Source organism: Planococcus sp. SSTMD024, from assembly GCF_041320495.1.
Classification (GTDB): domain Bacteria; phylum Bacillota; class Bacilli; order Bacillales_A; family Planococcaceae; genus Planococcus.
Genome location: NZ_JBGGNS010000019.1, coordinates 46,070 through 63,455 on the forward strand (window position 1 = coordinate 46,070; position 17,386 = coordinate 63,455).

A 17,386-nucleotide genomic window follows, 5' to 3' on the forward strand; every position below is an offset into this window, starting at 1 on the left:
CAATGCCTTTTTGATAACCAGAAAAGCACTGAGAAAGTAAAGAACTAGCCGGCAGCTTTACGCCGGAAAGGAGACAGTAATTATGCATGATGCAAGACCTATTCAATCAGAAGTTTCGGGGTATATATCAAATCTGCTGCGCCAACATTTTGGCAAAGGCCCCGCTTCTGTTTACGTCACAATGAAAAGGCCTTATATTACGATACATTTCCGTGGGTTTGTCAGCCCCATGGAAAAAATTCTACTTGATCAAGATGAAGGCCAACGGGTATTGGAAACAAGGAATTTCATGTTCAATGCCTTGAAACCTGAAATTTTAAATGAGCTCCGGGCCATTACCCAACTGGAATTCACCGAGTTATACGCTGACTGGAACTTGCCGCTAAAAAGCGGGATGTTCATTGGCGTAATGAGTGAAGAATCCACCAAAGATCCGCTGGAATGGCCAGAAGATGCAGAACGTGACATTTTTCATAAACAAGTGGAGCGGGTCAACGAAGAAGCTGCACGCATCCCTGATAAAATCGAAACCCTGTGGATGAGCAATCGTACTTTGCTGCTGAAGCGCAGCGGCATTTTGGTAGGCATCGAAAAAGCATTGATTGACGAAGGGTTTGTCGAAATCCTGAAATTGACAAAACGCCCTTTGGAACAGAAACTTTTGAAGGCCGCCCCATTGAATCATTCCTTGCAACGGGAGATAGATGAAATTTTCATGGATTGGAACTTCAGCCAAGACGTCGGTTATATTGCGTTCATCCTATCCGCTGAGTCCCGGCAAGTGAAATAAAGCGGGACATGCAGCATCATTAATCAAATCCTGTCAGTGAAGTTGACAGGAAGATTGACTGCTCTCTTGAGTTTTGTGTTAACGACCGCCTAAAACGGGTATGGCTTAATACACAAACCAAAAGGAGGAAGTTTACATGGATCCGATTATCTGGCTTTACATAGCACTTGGAATTATCGTTCTCGGCCTGATCGTCGCTGTCGTCGGTGTCGTCATGCTGCTATCCGGCATCAAGGAACCGATGAAAGAAATGAAAGGTTCGGCAGATAACTTGAAAGGCCGCATGGACAAGCTGATGCTTGAAACGACTCATTTGCAGCACACGACGAATGAATTGAAAGAAGACATCCAGCAGAAATCCGAGAAAGTGGCCGTCTTGGTCGACGGGGCAAAAGGAACGATCAATTCAGTCATCGACATGAATTCGGTGGTCCGCAGTATCACATCGGGTATTTCAAAAAAAGTCGAAGACGACCCTGCAAACCGTTTCCAAGTCAACCAATACAGCAATAACGCAGCCGGCTTGATGAAATACTTGGATAAGAAGAAAACCCAGGATCAAGCCTACAATCCTGAATCTACCGTCCGAAAAGAAGAAATTAAAACGTATTAATTGTTTTGCAAATACCTCACCCCCTTCCCGTCTCGATTACGGGAAGGGGGTTTTGTACTATTTCACGGCTTAATGGGGTTTGGCTATCAATACTTAATTTGACAAAATATATTATTAAAAAGATAATATGAATATATTACCATTTAAATTGTGCAAGTTTGCCGCTCACTTTATTGGCGGCATTGATGGGTTTTTACATTGACTTGGAGGTGCTTCAGTCCACATGATCAAACAAACGAACAAATTATTCATTCTTCCCGCAACGCTTCTCTGGTTGGCCGGCTGCTCTGCAGCAGATGACAATGCACCGCAAGGAGAAGAAACGGCCGCTGACTCCCCTTCTGCCACGGAAGACCCGGCCGCAGAAGACAATACAGTCGATACGGTTTCGCTTCAATTTTCAACGGTCGAAGAGCGATTGCAGCTGGATTTGGCAAATGCGCCGTATAGCGGTGAACAATACGAGAAAGACGCCGTGATGGAACACATGGCAGATCTGACTGAAAGCCAATCGGCAGAAGCTGTATATTTGGAAATGCTTGCACTGGCCGGCGAAGATTACCGGGAATTTGAGGAGTTTATATCCAGCGTCGACACTTCTTTTGAATCGGCAAGCGCACAGCCTGGCGAAGCGAATGGACAAGAAGCCACCGAACAACAAGTTAATATCGCTGTTCTTTTCGACTCCAGCGGCAGCATGGCAGCCGATGTCGGCGGCATCCCCAAGATTCAATCCGCAAAAGAGGCAGTCAGCTCCTTCGTTAGCGGATTGCCTGACTCGGCAAACGTTTCCCTCACGGTATATGGCCATAAAGGAACAAATAAAGCCGCGGATAAAGAACAGTCCTGCGAAGCGATCGAAGAAGTATACGAATTAGGCGAATTCGATGAACAACAGTTCACCGCTGCGCTCGATTCGTTCTCACCCGCTGGCTGGACTCCCCTCGCCTCTGCTTTGGCGTCCGCACAGAATCATTTTGATGGCCAAGCAAGCGGCGAGTCTGAAAACCTGATCTATGTGGTAAGTGATGGCATGGAGACGTGTAATGGCAACCCGGTGAAACAGGCGGAACAACTGAACCAATCGGGCTCGAAAGCGATTGTCAACATCATCGGGTTTGACGTGGAAAATGAGGGGCAGAAGCAATTGAAAGATGTGGCTGATGCTGGAGACGGCACTTATTCTACAGTGCGCAATGACCAAGAGCTGAAGGCATTTTTTGAGAAGGAAACAACGAGAATCATTAACGAATGGTACCAATGGGAATCCGAGAATCTAAATAAAGTGTACAAATCCGAAACTGAACGCATCAATGAACTGTACGACCAGGAGACTGAATTCATCAATGCGACGTATGACGAAGAAACCCGATTCAAGGAATTGAGTTATGAATTAGAAGAAGCTGCCGAAATCGACGGAGCGGAAGTTCGCAAGCTGATCAGCGCAACGGCCATAGATATGAGGCAATTTGCTAGAGGCACTGCGACTGATTTGCGCAAAGAACTTCGCAGCGGCGGCAATGATCATAGAGAGGAAACACGCGATAAAGCGAAAGAGGAACGTGAAGAGTTGCGGGGAGACGGCGACTGAAGCGATGCAGGTCTTCGATTGCGAATCTGTTGGCTTCTTTGACCCCTTCGTTGCTTAAAAATTTTTAAAAAGACAGCCACTTGGCTGTCTTTTTTCCAGAGTATTGAAGAAGTTTATTAATCCATCACGAATTAGAATGGAATCTTTTTTTCTACATTCAAAAATCAATGATCTTCCTAAGTATTTGGAGAAGCGTTCGCTCGACTCCAGTGGATCAGCGAGACGGCCGAGACCCCGCAAGGCGCGAAGCGACTGAGGAGGCTTGGACGCGAGCCCACGGAAAGCGAGCGATAAGCTTAGGAAAATACGATTTTTTACCTTTCGCGACAAACTGTAAAAAAGAACTTGCGGGACATTATCAACCCGCTTGCGAATAGCAATAAAGCCACGTACGCCGGGAGGATATGGACAAAGCTCGTATAGCCGATTACGTAATGAATGATGATGGCTGCGCCGAACGCCGGCAGCCCGCCGAACAGAAACGTGTACCAGACCCACCGCTGCCCTTCTTGGAATCCCCATAACGCGAGCATCAACACAAGCAGCCCAACACTGATCAAAGCACTGCCAAGCCCCGCCCGGTCATGCGCGATTACAGGAATGAGCCGTTCGTTGATGGCAGCGATTTGTTCAGGGCTCATGCAGATATAGGCGATGTCGGTTTGGACGAAAACGCCGTTCACGCCAATCGTCGAGATGACAAGCCCGGCTGCTGCGAGTGCAAATCCGAGTGAGACAAACGCCAGCTGTCCCCACAAACTTCGTTTCCAGGCTTGGTGGTTCGTGCGGTTGCGCGAAGACGAATGTTCGCCATGGTTCTTGGATGCCTGGTAGCCTTTGTAGAAAAACGGCAGCAACACAAGCCAAAGGATGCCGTGGAGCCAGTCGAAATAGCCGAATCCGATGAACAATAAAATGCCAAGAAACCCCAATACCCCTGCGATGTGTATGGCGCGTTTTGCCCATTGCAGACCATACCGGACGCCGTGACGCGCCAATTGCATGTAAAGAATGCCGCCCGATACCATCGTACCGGCAACGGTCATCCGGTCATGCTGCATGAAATGATAAATATTTGGATTGATCGCCATGAGTTCTTCTCGCGATAAGTTTAAAAACGCCTCGTCATAAGGCATCAACACGATCGTCATGCTGACAAGCATAGCCGCTGCCCCGCCGAGGAACATAAACAGCCCGAATAGCCAATGCCAAATCCATCCATCGAATACCGGTAGCGAAGCTGTTCGTTGATCCAGCAAACCTTCATTGATCCGCTTCGGCAAACCGGGGCCCGTCCCGACATAACCGCTAGAAAGCATCACCAAATCGACTCCAGCCCCGTACAAGGCCAGGGCATCTTTCGGTTCAGCGATTCCTCCTGAGACGATGATTGGCACTTCGCTATGCTGTCGGATAGCAGCCACTTTTTCGGCCAATTCCCCTGCCTGATCGAGCGGGTATTCCATGCCTTCGCCTGTGTCTATTCCCTGTTCATCGATGACGATTCCGTCTATGCATGTTTCGTTAGCGGCCAGATTCGTAACGGCCGAATCAATTTCATCCGCTGGACTGGCACATAACAGCGGCTTGCCTCCAACTGCTTCTTTGAAAGACTGCCAACGTTTCGTACTTAGCGGCTCTTCGACGATAAAAGCTTCTCCGTAGGCGGACAGCTTGTCCAACAACGAACGCGTCTGCTCGAAAGATCCGCTTCTTGCTATGCGGATGAAAAGCGGTTTGCCAAACGGCCTTAGCTTCTCCAGCTTGTCGATCGTTCGCTTGAGGCCGGGTGATTCCAAATTGTATGGAAAAACCAAATGATCTTTGGAATCCGCGAATGCAGGCGAACCCGCTTCTACAGGCTCCCATGACACCGGGCCGATTTCGATAAAGCCCATTCCCAAATGGCCGAATGCCTCGGTTCCGGAAAGCAAGGGATCGATTTTGCCGCTCAAGCCGACGGGATTGGCGATCTTCAAACCGAAAATCTCCGTTTCCAGCTGTTTGGCGGGTGTCGTGTGCCCCAAGTATTCGATCAGTTTGCTTCCGCCAGGGATTGAAGCAATTCGATGCATGCCCTTATGGATAAATTCTCTCCCGGTTTTTGCCGGCAAGCGGGAAAGCGTCGGTTCAAACATCGTATGATAAGTCCAATCCGGCAAGAAAATCACGTCCTAAAACTAAGTATGCTGTTATTTTACCGCATTTTACACGGCGAAAGCGTAAATTTCATAAAAACTCATTTAGATCCACACATCATTTTCTGCTGTCTGATCGCTTTTTGCATCGCCTGTATTTACGACGCCTTTAGGTTCAATCAGCAAGATGCTCGCTTGCGTTTTGGCAAATGGCTTGTGCTCTGTATTCTTTGGAACGACAAACAGTTCGCCTTCTTTCAACTCCACTTTCCCGTCCCGAAATTCAATGACCAGTTCTCCTTCTAATACAATGAACACTTCATCGGTGTCTTCATGCTTATGCCAGACGAAATCCCCTTGCACTTTCACGGTTTTGAATTGATAATCATTCATTTCCGCAATGACTTTCGGCGACCATAGATCGTCGAATTTCGAAAGTTTTTCATTGAAATTGATCGGCTTGAAGTTCATTAAATTCACTCCTCTTTATGTTTTATTGCCCCAGAAAGTGCTGCATGCTTATTTATGGATTTCATGCTGCCGTATAATGGATGCCCTTCCAAGCTTTCCGCTTGTTCTGCTAGAGGTGCTTTATGATTGGCTACGGTCCCATTCTGCCAAAGACATCATTTCGAATTCTTCCTCAACCTTCAGATCTAACGGTGCGATGAACTCAAGTGAATTGCCATCCGGGTCATGAAAATAGACTGCTGCGTGGGCATAAGGACGGTTCGGCAAGACGAGCGGTTGTTCTTCTGGTGTAAAACCGAAAGCCGTTCGTCCTTCGATTCCTCTTTCGGCCAACCAATCCTTCGCGTTGCGGATTGCTTCTAAATCTACATGAAAAGCGATGTGGCGAAGCGAAGGATGATAAGGCGTTTCCACTTTCTCCGTTTCCCATAAGCCCACCCAACTTTGGCCTTTGACGATCCAAAAGAAAGCCAGCTTTGGAGTCTCATAAGCGAGTTCCAATTCCAAACTAGTATAGAATTCAATGGAGCGTTTTAAATTTCGGACTGGTAAATGCGCTTCGTAAAGGCCTTTGATCATTGATTTTCCCCTTTTATTTTTCTTATGACTTCCATTTTTTTTAAGTCTTTTCCGTGATTCTTGGATCTTCTATAGCCGTCTGCAGATGATTTTGTGTACACGTTTAAATAGTCATCCAAACTCAACACGTAATATTCAGCTCCGTCTTCGAGTACTTTTTCTAAACCTCTATAGTCGACCTCTGCAAAAGTCTCTAAATCCTCAATGTATGAAAACCCCACCTGGTTATAGCCATCGCTAAATTCATGCTCCCGATAATCAATCAGCGAATAACCGAGCCGTTCCATTAGCTTTTTCAACACGATCCACTGTTCATAGAGATAAACAAAGGGAACCAGAATATCAATATCTTTAGGAGAGAAATCCATCTTAGTGGCTTTTCCGAGGCCTAGAGAGCCATATAGAACGGGAATGATGCATAATTCTTTATTGAAGCTTTTACAAAGACGAATAAATTCTTTATGTAACTGCTGTTCCTTATTCACTATTTGAACCCACCTTCCGCTTACTCGCCACCGCTTCTTTTAATACCAACAACGCCAATTCATGATCGTTCATCACATACGGAACTTCTTCCGGCTCTACCCAAATGCGGGCGGTGGTCTCGTATTGACGCAAAAATGGAAAGCACTTTATAATGTCCATTCGGTAGAATAGTTGATATCCCACTTTCGGGTATTTTCCATTTTCCGTGAACCTCTCGTTTGCTGAATGGTCCACTTTGATTGCACCGATATAAGTTAGCTCCCCGTCTACATACGCCTCTTCGTACACTTCGCGGCGCAATGCCTGTCCAGGCTTTTCTCCTTTTTCCACATGGCCGCCGGGCACATTAAATCCTCGACCTTTTACTCGAACGAGCACAAGTTTTTCTTCCAGAAAGCAGTAGCCGTGAACGCTGGTCACGATGTCGCTTGCTTTAAGTGGTTTATAAGGCTGCCAGGTCAGGCTCACAGTCTGTCCATCCCAATCTACAAAAGTTTGATCGTCCATGCGGCACCTCTATTTCTTTTTGATTGCATTATCGGAAGGCGAATTTTTTGTATGTTGAGACAAGATATTCTGCAACACAAGTTCACTGCTGCAGCGTCTCTTTCAATATCCTCAAATTGGCTTCATAGAACGCAACATTCTTCTTCAGGCCCCGTCTTTGGCTCCAACCGATGCTGTTAAAGGCATCAATGAAGCGATAAAAGGGCAAGACAGCCCGCAAATCGATCATCGGCCGGATGCTGTTATAGCCCTTCTGATAAGAATTCAGCAAGACAGGATCCGACTTTAAAAAATCACGGTGAATTTTAGTGAAATCAATTTCTGTCGACCCAAAGCGCACACTTTCAAAATCGATCATGCCGGAAACCTGGCCTTCCTCCACAATGATATTGGCTGGGCGGAAATCCATATGGACAAAACTCGGACCGTCTGGTTCTGGAAGATTGCCTTTCATTTGCTCGAAATTGCGCAAGCTGGCCATATACAAATCTTCATCCAATACTTCTTTTGCATCCTCCGCGAAGCTATAAAACTGCCTTTCGATGAATTCATGCCAATTGGGAAATTCATTTTGTAGGGCGCCGAGTGCTGTCTTGTTAGAAGGTTTAATTTGATGCATAGACGCTTGCATTGCGCCGATTTGATACGCGATTTCCGGAGAAGCCGTTGCGGACAAAGGCTTCCCTTTCAGTTCGGACAGCAGTAAAGCCCCTGGACAGCTATCGTCACCTGCCCAACAATCAAGCAACTGTGGAATCGGGACATGTCCTGTTAAAGTTTCATAGGCGGCCAGCTCACGCTCGTATTTCATACGGCTGTACGGGATTTTCACGAAGACCGTTTCGCCATTCGGTAAAGTGCATTTGTAGACCGCCGAACTGAAAGAATCTTCGACTTCGTTGACGGAAACCACTTGCAGCTTGAATTGTTCCAAGACCTGATCAAGCATCGATTTCCCACCTCGCTTCTAAATTTATTTCTATTTTTTTCTGGCAATTCCTATGAGGCGTGCAACAGTCCAGCTAGCACAATCTCCTTCTAAAAACCAAAGCGGTCTTTGATCATTTTGGCGACAGCTTCTGGTTCTAATTCTGTATTATCGATTCGTATGTAATTCGCTTCTCGGATTTCATTTGGCAGAGAGTTGAGCCGGTGCTTTTTTTGAGTTTCGATTAAATGCGCTTCGGATTCCTCGACATTCCGCTTCGTTGCTTTATGTTCGAGGCGATGCGGCGTTTGGTTTCGTATCAAGCGTTCGCTCGGATCGGCTTCAAGTTCTACGAAATAGACGTCTCCACCGCCTTCTTCGAAAATAGCGCGGACATGACTTACGAATTCCCAGTCCTTTTTTGATTCAAATGACCAAACAAAAGTGAAAACAACGCCTTCCAACTCGGTTTTAACGGCCGCTTTAAATATTTCTTCCCGAATGATCGTGGAGATTCTCCACGTGTCTTCACCAAATCCAAAGAACGGGTGCAGCAAGTCAATCGTCATGTGGTTATGAAGTAATTTGAGATGCGTTATCTTTTCCAATTCCTGGCCTATTGTCATCTTGCCGACAGCTGGTGGGCCGAATAATAAAATGAGTTTCATAGCACCTCCCACTGTGGATGCCAATAACCTAACCATTCCAGCAACCACTTGTACTTGTAAATATTAGTATATCAAAAGGTTCTTCAAACCCGGTTCGTTTTCAGAACTTTTCTACAAAATACAAACGGCTTCATGTTAAAGATTAATCGACGAACTAGAAAAACCCGAAGCCATTAAGCTTCGGGTTTTGTCGTTATTTCATATGCTTGCGCTGGAAATCGGAAATGCTTTCGTATTCCTCTGTCAGCAAACGCGACAAACGGATGTAAATCGGAAGCAGTTCGCGGTAAATATTGCTCGCTTCCGTTTCCGGATGATGCGTATGGGTGCTGCCGATCATCTCGGAAACGATGCTGAAATCCTCGATCTCGCCGGTGGCATACATGCCGAGAACGACTGCGCCGAGACAGGAACTTTCAAAGCTCTCCGGGATGATAACCGGCTTGTCGAAAACGTCGGCCAACAGCTGGCGCCATAACTCGGAGCGGGCAAAACCACCGGACGCTTGAATGCGCGCCGGCTCCCCCGTCAACTCCTCAACGGCGAGCAGCACGGTATAGAGATTGAAAACGATGCCTTCGAGTACAGCGCGGATCATATGCTGCTTCTGGTGATGGATGCTCAGGCCGAAAAACGACCCTCTCGCGTTGGCGTCCCATAGCGGTGCCCGTTCCCCCGTCAAATAAGGGTGGAACAACAGCCCGTCCGCTCCCGGTTTGACGGTTGCCGCGATCTTCGTCAACACATCGTATGTATCGATCCCGAGGCGCTTCGCCGTTTCCACTTCAGAAGACGCGAATTCATCGCGCAACCAGCGCAAAATGATGCCGCCGTTGTTGACCGGCCCGCCAATCACCCAGTGGTCTTCGGTCAATACATAACAGAAGGTCCGCTCTTTCGGATCGGTTTTCGGCACCGGCGACACCGTGCGGATGGCGCCGCTCGTCCCGATGGTCACGGCGATGACGCCGGGATCGATGGCATTGACGCCGAGATTGGCCAATACGCCGTCGCTTGCCCCGATGACAAACGGAACGTCTTCCCGGATGCCCATGAACGCAGCGAATTCCGGCGCGACTCCTGTAAACCGCTCGGTCGTCGGCACGAGGCGCGGCAATTTCTCTGCTGTGACACAAGACACATCCAGTGCGCCTTGGTCCCAGTCGAGCTGTTCCAAATTGAACAAGCCGGTAGCGGAAGCAATTGAATGGTCTTCGACGTATTCCCCGAAGAATTTCTGGAAAATATAGCTCTTGATGCTGATGAACTTTGCGGTCTGCTGGCAGATTTCCGGTTTTTCATCCTGCAGCCACAAAAGTTTCGACAGCGGTGACATTGCGTGGATCGGCGTGCCGGTCCGCAAGTAAATGTCATGGCCGTTCAAGTTTTCTTTGATGTGCTTTGCGTGCTTCGAGCTTCTCGTATCGGCCCAAGTGATGCTATTGGTCAACAGCGCCCCTTCAGCATCCACCGCAATGAGGCTGTGCATCGCCGAGCTGAACGACAAAAGCTTTAATGACTCTTTGCTGATATCGCTTTTTCTCAAGGTTTCCCGGACAGCTGTCAGGACGGCGCGAAAAATTTCTTCCGGGTCCTGTTCGGCAGTCAATTGGTTCGGCGTATGCAAAGGATAGAACACTGTATGGCTGTCTTTGATTTGCCCCGCTTTATTGAACAGGACAGCTTTTGTGGAAGTGGTCCCTATATCGACCCCTAAATAATAGGATTGTTCAGGCATGTTCTTCTTCCTTCCTTATAACAGAAAAAGAAAAAGGAGCATCCCTTTTTCTTTTTCTGTACTCATGTGATAAAGAAACTCAAAATCAATACTACCACGAAACCGGTGAGGCCGATGATGGTTTCCATCATGGTCCAGGATTTCAAGGTGTCTTTGACGCTCATTCCGAAATAGCGGTTAACAAGCCAGAAGCCGGAATCGTTTACGTGAGACAAGACCGTGGCACCTGCAGCGATGGAGATAACGATCAAGCCAAGTGCCGGGCCAGTCGTTCCGGTAATTTCCAGAAGCGGTGCGATCAATCCTGCAGCCGTTACCATGGAAACGGTAGCGGAGCCTTGTGCCACACGGACCGCTGAAGCGATCAGGAATGCCAGGACAATCGGCGGAAGCGCCGAGTCGCCCATCATTTCACCAAGTACATCACCGACACCCGAGTCGATGAGCACTTGTTTGAACACGCCGCCAGCCCCTGTAACGAGGATGATAATACCTGCTGGTTCAAGAGCTTTCGTTGCGATGTCCTGTACTTCCTGGCGCGAATAGCCGCGGCGCGTGCCGAGGAAGTAAAACGTCAGCATGGTAGCGAGTGTCAACGCGACGAATGGATGGCCAAGGAACGTCAAAATCTCACGGATTTGATTTCCTTCCTCCAAAATAACGGCTGACAAGGTGTTGAACAGAATCAACACAAGCGGAATCAAAATCAAGGAAATGATCATGCCGAAGCTTGGCAATTCTTTATCGTATTCCTGTTCTTTGATATCCATGTAATCCGGAATCGTCAAATGAATGCGCTTCCCTATGTAACGTCCAAAAACAGGTCCCGCCAAAATCATAGAAGGGATCCCTGCGAGCACCCCGAACAGGATGACCCAGCCAAGTTCTGCCCCGACCAGTTCCGCGACCGCAATCGGCCCCGGAGTCGGCGGGATGAAGCTATGTGTTACAGCAAGGCCCGCCAATAGCGGAATCCCGTAATGCAAAAGCGATTTGCCGGTCTTTTTCGCCAAGCTGTAGACGATCGGCACCAAAATGATGAACCCGACATCGAAAAAGACGGGAATCGCGACAATGAAGCCTGTCACGCCGAGTGCCCAAGGAGCTTTATCTTCGCCAAATTTTCCGATCATCGTTGCCGCTAAGCGCTCAGCGCCGCCGGAAACTTCCAGCATTTTTCCGAACATGGCGCCAAGGCCAACAACCACTGCGACAAAGCCGAGCGTTCCGCCCATGCCGTTTTGAATCGATTGAATAACATCCCCAAGCGGCATACCTGCCGCGATGCCGAGCAGTAAACTTACCAATAATAACGCGACGAACGCGTGCAGTTTCGTGCGCATGACCAAAAACAGCAATACGAAAATGCTCGCAAGCGCGATCATGATCAATGTTGAACCTGCCATTTGATTTCCCCCTATCAGATAAACAATGATTTATTTTTTGACGACTGCGTGCCCGCCAAATTCGTTGCGAAGTGCTGCAACGACTTTTCCTGTAAACGTATCGTCTTCAAGTGAACGATAGCGCATCATGAGCGACATCGTGATAACCGGTGCCGGAACATTTAGATCGAGCGCCGTTTCCACTGTCCATTTCCCTTCTCCTGAAGAGTTCATAACCCCTTTGATGCCATCGAGCTTTTCATCTTTCGAGAACGCGTTTTGCGTCAGGCCCATCAAATAAGAGCTGATGATCGAGCCATTGTTCCAGACGCCGGCTACTTTTTCGTAGTCGTAGTCGAAATCGCTCTTGTGGAGGATGTCAAATCCTTCCGCAATCGATTGCATCATGCCGTACTCGATGCCGTTGTGGATCATTTTCATGAAATGACCGCTGCCCGATTTCCCTGCATAGAGGTAGCCGCCTTCGACTGAGATGTCGCGGAAGAGCGGTTCGATATCGTTGAACTTTTCTTCGTCCCCGCCGATCATCGCGCAAATGCCGTGGCGCGCGCCTTCTGTTCCGCCGCTTGTGCCGCAGTCGAAGAAATAAATTCCGTTCGCTTTCAATTCCTCAGCGCGGCGCACCGATTCCTTGTAGTTTGAGTTGCCCCCGTCGATAATGGCGTCGCCTTTATCCAAAAGCGGCACCAATTGGGCGATGACCGATTCCGTAATTTCTCCAGCCGGCACCATCAACCACACCGTGCGTGGCGCCTGGAGGTTCTGCACCAATTCTTCGAGCGATCCAGCCACTTTGAAATCGCTTACTTCCAAAGCGTTTGCATCATGCCCTACCACTGTATGGCCATGATCCGTTAAATTGAGTGCCAAGTTCTTCCCCATTTTGCCCAAACCGATAATTCCGATTTCCATTATATAACCTCCTATAAAATAAAAGAATATTTTTCCTTAATGGATTTAGTATATCAAATATTTTTCCACATACAAGCATGTTATGATAGAAATACGAAAAAACTCCAAGCAATAGAAAGAGGCGTGGCAGAATGAAACAACAACAATTCGCATTGGCAGCCATCCGTGGCAGTTACCGCAATTTCAGTGAAAAGGAAAAGAAAATCGCCGATTACATCTTGAATGACCCCCGCCATATCATCCATTTGACGATCAACCAAATTGCCGACGAGCTCGGGCTTGCGGAATCGACTGTCTTCCGCTTCTGCCAGCGCCTCGGCTTTAAAGGCTTCCAGGCGTTCAAAATCGCCTTGGCTGCGGAAGTCGTTGCACCACTAAAAGATATCCATGAACAAATCGAAGAGGGCGACGAAGTCAAAACGGTGGCAGAAAAAGTATTCCACTCCAACATCAAGACACTTGAAGATACCTTGCAGATCATCGACGAAGAGGCCTTGAAACAAGCAGTCGCCGCGGTGCTGTCCGCGCGCAAAATTGAGTTTTTCGGGAATGGCGGGTCTGCGATGATCGCCATGGACGGCTATCATAAGTTCGTCCGTCTCGGCCTTCATGTTGCGATGAACATGGACGCCCATTTGCAGCTCATGTCCGCGTCGCAACTCACGAAAGGCGATGTCGCCATTGTCATCTCCCACTCCGGCAGCACACGAGATGTCCTCGAAGTGCTTCACGTCTTGAAGGAAAAAGAAGTGACGATTGTCTGCGTGACCAATTTCGCCAAATCTCCTTTATCCAAAGAGGCGGATATTGTCTTGTACACCTTGTCGGAAGAAACGGATTTCCGCTCGGAAGCCCTCGCTTCCCGCATCGCGCAGCTCAGCTTGATCGATGCGCTCTACACGAACGTCATGATCGCCCGCGGTGACGAAGGCAAGACGGCGCTTCGCCATATGCGCGAAGCCATGTCACAGAAACGCTTATAGGCGTTGGGGATTTTGGACAAATAAAAAAAAGCTGGAAGCTAAAATGGTTCCAGCTTTTTCGTATACTATTTATCATCTAGCTATCTCAACTTATAAGATTGGGCTCAGCAGGCGGGCAAAACCTTCGCGCAGCTTGATGGTCCAGTCGCGCTGTGCGTAGAGCTCTTTCGTCAATTTGCGGCAATCGGCTGTATCCGATTCGAACAAAGACTCGAGTTCCAGCGCAATCCGGCGGTTGAACACGAGCGTATTGATTTCGAAATTCAAGCGGAAGCTGCGGGCGTCCAAGTTGGTGGTCCCGACAGTAGAAATTTCGCCATCCACGGTCATCGTCTTGGCGTGCAAAAAGCCGCGATCGTATAGGTAGACGTCCGCTCCGTAATCGAGCAGTTCGCCGAGAAACGACCAGGAGCCCCACATGACAAAAGGGTGGTCGGGCTTGCCTGGAATCATGATATGCATTTTGACACCGCTCAGCAAGGCCATTTTACAAGCGTCCATAAAACTTTTATCTGGAATGAAATACGGCGTCTGGATGTAGATTTCACGCTTTGCCGATGAGATCATTTTAATCATCATGTTTTTCAAATGCTCAGTCTCGGAATTTGGGCCGCTCGTGACGATTTGCATCGGCGAATAATGCTTGATTTGGTGAGGCGGAAAACAAAAGATGTCGTCTCGGTTCTTGTACTGATTGGCGTAGTTCCAATCCAAGACAAAACGGTCCTGGATGTGATGGACGACATCCCCTTCTATGCGCAAATGAACATCGCGCCAATAGCCGAATTTCTCCACTTCGCCTAAATATTCCGTGCCGACGTTGAACCCGCCGATATAGCCGACTTTGCCGTCGATGATGCACACTTTCCGGTGGTTTCGGTTATTGATGCGAAAATTGATGATGCCCAATTTGGATGGGAAAAAGATTTCCACTTCGCCCCCGTGCTCGATCAATTCCTTGAAATCCGAATGCTTTAAGCTTTTTGACCCAACCGCATCGTAGAGGAGCCGGACTTTGACCCCCGCCTTGGCGCGCTCGAGCAAGGCATCGAACAGCCGCTGTCCGAGTGCGTCCCGCTGAATGATGTAGTATTGGACATTGACCTCCTCTTGCGCGTTGCCGATATCTTCGATCATGGTATCGAATTTCTCGTTTCCTTCAGAGAAGATCCGCGTGTCGTTGTAAAAGCTGACGAGCGACTTGGAAGATTGCAAATTCATGGTCAGCAACTGCTCATATTTGTTCAGCAGCTTTTCATCGTACTCCTCTTCCCCTGCCTTTATGCGCTGGACTTGAGAATCAACTTGGCGCGCGTAATAGGATTGTTCGTCTTCGGATAAGTTGTAGAAGTTGTTGGTTGTCAAATGCCTGCCAAAAAACAAATAGACAATAAATCCGAGAATCGGCAAGAAAAACAAAATCAATAGCCATGCCCAAGTAGCCCCTGCGTCCCGCCGTTCATTGAAGATGATGACAAGCGCTAGCACGATATTCAACAACAATAAAGAGTTCAATGTCCAGCTCAGTACAACTACCCAATCCATTCCCGCCACCCCTTTCGCTGTGTCCCCTCTTATTCTCTAAATATGCAAATAGTCCTCTATTGAAAAACGAAATAGCTGCCTGAGACGGAATCAGTTCTGTTCCTGGCAGCTCGTTCCTAGTAGCATTCAGTTTTCTTCAGGCCCAGTTTTCATAAAGAGCCAGCGGAATATGCCGTATTGAGCCGCAAATAAGAAAAAAGCAGTTAGGCATAAATTGACATAATACAAAACCCCATCCCCGAAAAAATCCAAAGGCGAGACGGTAGCCGGCCGCTGCGACAAGTAAAGATAATTCGAGCCAGTCTGTGGATTGACCCAAAAGCCGATGAGTGCGGCATAGGCTAGCAGGAGGCCGTAGACCGATAACACCGAACGCCATGTAAGTGCGCTTGGCATAGCCAAAGCCAAAAACAGGCATGCCCACGCGATGGCTGTATGATGGACAAAGAATTTCCAAAACCGGTAATGTTGGTAATCATAAGGCATATCCGGTGTCACCAGTGCCAGTGCGGCCGGGACGATGCCGATGAAAAACGACACACGGATCCAAAATTGCTGCAAAGTCACTAACCCGACCATGGCAGTGACAGAAGCGACGCCGCATAAATGAAGCGGCATATAGCGATTGAAGCTCCAATAATCGTGGCTGATGGCCCAATATTGATAGGACATTTCAGAGATGAACAGGACAAGAAACAACAGCCAGCGCAATTGCTGGAACAAGGCGTCTTTAGCGGCTAAATTATCCCTCAAAAGGACCAGGCAAAGGAACCCTGTCAAAGCGATTGCCAATACCACTAGATGGCTTATGGAAAAAAGCTCGAACGGATAATCGGATCTTGCACCAAACCAGGTGTCCATCGCTGCCCCTCCCGAGAAGTATTGTGATGATATTTTATCATTTTTCTCATCCACTGGAATTCACTTTCCGTAGTTTTGACTAGCTTTATTTTCAAGTTTGTAGGCAAACTACAATCCAAGCGCCTGGTTCCAATTTCGTTCGGGTATTCGAAAGTTTTTCAGTGTTTCTGTAAAACGATAAAAACTTCGAAAGTGGGGAATGATAAAAGCAATATGTCGTCTTTTACGTTTTATAACCCTGCTGCGCTATTTGGTCACTTCAAAGCTACCCTAGAAGTCTGCCTTAGTTTTGGGATATGAACCATTTGGCCGGTTGGTTTTAAACAATGAAACAGAGGGGTGTCCAATATGATCGCTTACTCAGAGTCCACGTTTACTGAAGCGGAGCCCATACTCTTCATCCACGGGCTTGGCGCAAGCAGTTGGATGTGGTGGCAACAAGAACACGCATTTTCCGATCGCCAATTAATTATGGTCGATTTGCCTGGACATGGAAAAGTGCCACTATACCTTGGGTCAGTTTAGCGGATAGTGCCGAACAAATTGCCCATCAAGTTATTAAGAGTCGAGCTGTCCATGTAGTGGGACTTTCTTTAGGAGGGCATGTCGCCTTGGAATTGGCTAAGCATTTCCCTGATAAAGTACTCACCCTCTTCATTAGCGGCATTACTGTCCAGCCGTTGCGTTACGGATTTTTATTGAAACTGCAATCACGCGCTGTGCAGCGGAACATTCACAATACATCGCATCTCGAAAAGCAGGCCCGTGAACATTACCGCCTGCCTCCTGAAAAGATCCCTGAATTCATCTCCAATTATCAACTGCTAACGCGCGAGACATATGAAGCCATATTTAAGGAAATCATTCGGTTCCGCCTCGACGCATCGTACAGTTCTTTTCGCAAGCCCGTCCTGTTTGCAGCTGGAGAGCACGAGTCGCGCGCGGTAATCGCTTCGGTTAACATGGCTCCTGTTGTTATGCCGAATGCTGTCGGCATGTTAATCACAAATGCTCGACATGATTGGCCCGTTCAGCAAGCTACGAAATTCAATCGCCTGTTGAGAAAATGGCTGACGGGAAACCTGGATGAACAGAAGGACTTGCTCTTCCCTGATTAAGTACAGAGGAATACTGGCGAAATAACAATAATCGTTGAAGCGGAAGAGGGAC

The 17,386-nt window shown here is 47.9% G+C and carries 18 protein-coding genes; 6 read left to right on the plus strand and 12 right to left on the minus strand.

Annotated features, from left to right (window positions below; translation table 11 throughout):
* Positions 1 to 82: 82 nt before the first annotated feature.
* The 3 genes from AB9R92_RS04055 to AB9R92_RS04065 all read left to right on the plus strand — a co-directional run bounded on the left by AB9R92_RS04055 (position 83) and on the right by AB9R92_RS04065 (position 2,994).
* Positions 83 to 790, plus strand: a complete 708-nt coding sequence (locus AB9R92_RS04055) for a Na-translocating system protein MpsC family protein (protein WP_370668229.1) — start codon at positions 83 to 85, stop codon at positions 788 to 790.
* A 136-nt stretch (positions 791 to 926) separates the two neighbouring features.
* The gene (locus AB9R92_RS04060; protein ID WP_370668230.1) at positions 927 to 1,403 is read left to right on the plus strand and encodes a DUF948 domain-containing protein; all 477 of its coding nucleotides are present in this window, start codon (positions 927 to 929) and stop codon (positions 1,401 to 1,403) included.
* Between the two features lie 223 nt (positions 1,404 to 1,626).
* Positions 1,627 to 2,994 carry a VWA domain-containing protein gene (locus tag AB9R92_RS04065; protein ID WP_370668231.1) on the plus strand — a complete coding sequence of 456 codons (1,368 nt, stop codon included), beginning with the start codon at positions 1,627 to 1,629 and terminating at the stop codon, positions 2,992 to 2,994.
* Between the two features lie 314 nt (positions 2,995 to 3,308).
* Here the strand turns inward: AB9R92_RS04065 and AB9R92_RS04070 are convergent, their stop codons facing one another.
* The 10 genes from AB9R92_RS04070 to gnd all read right to left on the minus strand — a co-directional run bounded on the left by AB9R92_RS04070 (position 3,309) and on the right by gnd (position 12,827).
* Complete coding sequence (locus tag AB9R92_RS04070) at positions 3,309 to 5,156, minus strand: beta/alpha barrel domain-containing protein (protein ID WP_370668232.1); 1,848 nt, start codon at positions 5,154 to 5,156, stop codon at positions 3,309 to 3,311.
* Between the two features lie 81 nt (positions 5,157 to 5,237).
* Positions 5,238 to 5,603, minus strand: coding sequence for a cupin domain-containing protein (locus tag AB9R92_RS04075; RefSeq protein WP_370668233.1), 366 nt, complete (start codon positions 5,601 to 5,603; stop codon positions 5,238 to 5,240).
* Positions 5,604 to 5,723: 120 nt separating this feature from the next.
* Positions 5,724 to 6,182 (minus strand): VOC family protein, encoded by a 459-nt coding sequence (locus tag AB9R92_RS04080; RefSeq protein WP_370668234.1) that lies wholly within the window; start codon positions 6,180 to 6,182, stop codon positions 5,724 to 5,726.
* On the minus strand, positions 6,179 to 6,667 hold the full coding sequence (locus tag AB9R92_RS04085) for a hypothetical protein (protein ID WP_370668235.1): 489 nt from the start codon (positions 6,665 to 6,667) through the stop codon (positions 6,179 to 6,181). The genes AB9R92_RS04080 and AB9R92_RS04085 overlap by 4 nt, the downstream gene beginning before the upstream one ends.
* Entirely contained in the window at positions 6,660 to 7,175 is a 516-nt protein-coding gene (locus AB9R92_RS04090; protein WP_370668236.1) for an NUDIX domain-containing protein, read from the minus strand. The genes AB9R92_RS04085 and AB9R92_RS04090 overlap by 8 nt, the downstream gene beginning before the upstream one ends.
* A gap of 82 nt (positions 7,176 to 7,257) precedes the next feature.
* Positions 7,258 to 8,124 (minus strand): phosphotransferase family protein, encoded by an 867-nt coding sequence (locus AB9R92_RS04095; RefSeq protein WP_370668237.1) that lies wholly within the window; start codon positions 8,122 to 8,124, stop codon positions 7,258 to 7,260.
* 89 nt (positions 8,125 to 8,213) lie between these two features.
* Complete coding sequence (locus AB9R92_RS04100; protein ID WP_370668238.1) at positions 8,214 to 8,771, minus strand: P-loop nucleotide/nucleoside kinase family protein; 558 nt, start codon at positions 8,769 to 8,771, stop codon at positions 8,214 to 8,216.
* Between the two features lie 193 nt (positions 8,772 to 8,964).
* Entirely contained in the window at positions 8,965 to 10,509 is a 1,545-nt protein-coding gene (gntK, locus tag AB9R92_RS04105; RefSeq protein WP_370668239.1) for a gluconokinase, read from the minus strand.
* A 62-nt stretch (positions 10,510 to 10,571) separates the two neighbouring features.
* Positions 10,572 to 11,915, minus strand: a complete 1,344-nt coding sequence (locus AB9R92_RS04110) for a GntT/GntP/DsdX family permease (RefSeq protein ID WP_370668240.1) — start codon at positions 11,913 to 11,915, stop codon at positions 10,572 to 10,574.
* 30 nt (positions 11,916 to 11,945) lie between these two features.
* Positions 11,946 to 12,827 (minus strand): phosphogluconate dehydrogenase (NAD(+)-dependent, decarboxylating), encoded by an 882-nt coding sequence (gene gnd / locus AB9R92_RS04115; RefSeq protein ID WP_370668241.1) that lies wholly within the window; start codon positions 12,825 to 12,827, stop codon positions 11,946 to 11,948.
* Positions 12,828 to 12,958: 131 nt separating this feature from the next.
* Between gnd and AB9R92_RS04120 the strand changes: the two genes are divergently transcribed.
* On the plus strand, positions 12,959 to 13,810 hold the full coding sequence (locus AB9R92_RS04120; RefSeq protein ID WP_370668242.1) for a MurR/RpiR family transcriptional regulator: 852 nt from the start codon (positions 12,959 to 12,961) through the stop codon (positions 13,808 to 13,810).
* Positions 13,811 to 13,900: 90 nt separating this feature from the next.
* Here AB9R92_RS04120 and cls read toward each other — a convergent pair whose 3' ends face one another.
* Both cls and AB9R92_RS04130 read right to left on the minus strand, forming a co-directional pair.
* Positions 13,901 to 15,355 (minus strand): cardiolipin synthase, encoded by a 1,455-nt coding sequence (cls, locus tag AB9R92_RS04125; protein WP_370668243.1) that lies wholly within the window; start codon positions 15,353 to 15,355, stop codon positions 13,901 to 13,903.
* 126 nt (positions 15,356 to 15,481) lie between these two features.
* Positions 15,482 to 16,216 carry a YwaF family protein gene (locus AB9R92_RS04130; RefSeq protein WP_370668244.1) on the minus strand — a complete coding sequence of 245 codons (735 nt, stop codon included), beginning with the start codon at positions 16,214 to 16,216 and terminating at the stop codon, positions 15,482 to 15,484.
* Positions 16,217 to 16,564: 348 nt separating this feature from the next.
* Between AB9R92_RS04130 and AB9R92_RS04135 the strand changes: the two genes are divergently transcribed.
* Positions 16,565 to 16,741 carry an alpha/beta fold hydrolase gene (locus AB9R92_RS04135; RefSeq protein ID WP_370668245.1) on the plus strand — a complete coding sequence of 59 codons (177 nt, stop codon included), beginning with the start codon at positions 16,565 to 16,567 and terminating at the stop codon, positions 16,739 to 16,741.
* Positions 16,742 to 16,773: 32 nt separating this feature from the next.
* Positions 16,774 to 17,334: an alpha/beta fold hydrolase gene (locus AB9R92_RS04140; protein WP_370668508.1), complete on the plus strand. Its 561-nt coding sequence runs from the start codon at positions 16,774 to 16,776 to the stop codon at positions 17,332 to 17,334.
* Positions 17,335 to 17,386: the final 52 nt, after the last annotated feature.